At 53.9% G+C, this 2200-nt stretch carries 1 protein-coding gene; it reads right to left on the reverse strand.

Annotated features, from left to right (window positions below):
* Window positions 1-2200 (reverse strand): UvrD-helicase domain-containing protein (locus HOK28_21620; protein ID MBT6435706.1); only part of this gene is annotated, 2200 nt, incomplete at both ends.

The raw sequence follows: 2200 nt of genomic DNA on the forward strand, positions 1-2200 counted from the left end.
CTGGAAAATCAAACTGCAATTCATCCAGGCGGTGGTTCATGGGAATGTCGCATAACCGAAGCGTGCCAAGTGGGCCGCCCAACGGTGTGCGTAAGGTTTCCAAAAAGGCAGCGGTTAAGTCATCGCTCCAAAGCTCTTCGGAAAGGGCGTAGCTATGGAGGCACTTCGTAATTACTTCCATAAGTGCTGCGTGGGTTTCAGGATTGTCGCGTTCAGGTTTTCCTAAATCAAAGTCGATGAGTTCATAAACTTTGTGGAAAAATTCACCAGCTTGAGCGCCGCCGCGCATGGCACCTAAGGGTACATCAGGCGTGTCTTCATCGGTGTGAATGGCTTCGGGCAATCCCAAAGATTCAAGCATGGATGTACCAATGGAGCCGTCGTCGTAGTCGGCCGCCACGGTGTCTTCGTCGACCACTTTAAGCTCTAAGGGATCCGCCGCAAGCTTGTGGCGGGTAAGTCCAGAGTAGCTAGACTGCGCCCAGAGATGGTCGATGCCAGAGCGGGTGAAGGCTGCGAGATGTAAATCCAAATCTTCTTGTTCGATGGTTGGAGCCAGCCGGTTGGTTGGACGCTGGGCTATTTCGGCCACAATGGTGTCGCCCGAGGTTTGGGCAAGCTGGTTTAAGTGGGGCCAGAAATCGGACTTCTTGCTCTTGATAAACTTACCGGCGGTTTCCACACGGTTGGCTGATGCCTCGCGAAGCTCACGGGCCTCATGTTCATCTGCTGGAAGAGGAGAGGCGCCGTAAAGCACAGAGCCCATTGCGTTGGTTTCTAGGTTACGGCTGATATTACCCCAATACACTTTGCAATAGAGCTCGGCGCGGGTGAGCGTTACATAGAGAAGCCTTAAAGACTCGCTGATACGCTCTTTCTTGGCTAGGGCAAGCTGGCTTGCTTTGGGTTCGGAATCTTTACCCAGCTGAATATTCAGTGTGCGGGTGGTTCCTTCTTTACAATCTAAATCCGGTGCCACCAGCATCGAGGTTTCGCCCGGCATGATGAGATTTCCATCCCAGAGGTAGGGCGCCCATACAAAGGGATACTGTAGGCCTTTGCTTTTATGCATGGTGGAAATTTGCACGGCTTGGGCATCGGTCTCTAGCCGCATTTCCAAAGCTTCGTTGTCTTTGTGCTCTTCGGCCCGCTGCTGCTCAAGCCAGGTAATGAGGCCTTCAAGACCTAAGCGCCCGTTGGTGGCTGCGTCGTGGAGTAGCTCTGCGAGATGGTAAAGGTTGGTGAGACTTCTCTCTCCGCCAACCTGAGAGAGGAGCCGGGTAGAGATGGTGCGCTCGGTGGCCGGTGTTTCGCCCCATACGGTATCGAGGAGCCGCCGAAAGGTGCGCATGAAGCCTTGGGCGGCAAAGTCTTTTTGCCACGCGCTTAAAAGGCTTATCCAGTTTTCCCAATGCATGGGATCTACGGTTTCTAAGTCGCTTGCGGTCCACTGAAAAAGTAGGCTCGTGACGAGGCGCTTGGCGCGAAGGTCGCTGTTGGGCCGGGCAATGGCCGCAAGCCACCAAGATAGCACTTCGGCCTCTTCACTTTGGAATACATCCCCTACGCGGGCCACCACAGCGGGCAAGTCTACCGCTTGAATGGCTTCATGAATGGCTGTGGCTTGTTTGTTAGAGCGTACCAGCACGGCCAGGTCACCCGGGTGAATTTTGCGCCAGGATCCAGTTTTCTCATTGTAGATCTCAGGCTTTCGTTCAAGCAGGGCAACAATTTCCGACGCCACCACGTGGGGCAGCGTTTTAACAACATCACCGCGGCCCACAGGTTTGCTGGTGTCCCGTTTGGGATCGGGCGCGAGCATGGTGTGGTCGAAGAGGGTAAGAGAAAGCGCGGGATCTGGAAGGTCGTCTCCGAAGCGAACACGTCTTGGCACTTCGCGGTTTTTAGCTTCTACATTCACATAACGAATGGCGTCGTCGCCAAAGATACCGTTCCAATCCAGGAGATGGTTCATGGCGCCAACGTACGCTGCATCGGAGCGAAAGTTACGCCGCATGGTGTATTGGGTATCGGCGGTATCGCGGGCCTTTAGATACACGTTGATGTTGGCACCGCGAAAACCATAAATCGCCTGCTTGGGATCTCCGATGAGATAGAGATAGTGCTCACCCCCGCCAAAGAGGCGGTGAAAGATATTCCACTGCATTTCATCGGTATCTTGAAATTCATCAATAAGCGC

It is taken from the genome of Deltaproteobacteria bacterium, from assembly GCA_018668695.1.
Lineage (GTDB): Bacteria > Myxococcota > XYA12-FULL-58-9 > XYA12-FULL-58-9 > JABJBS01 > JABJBS01.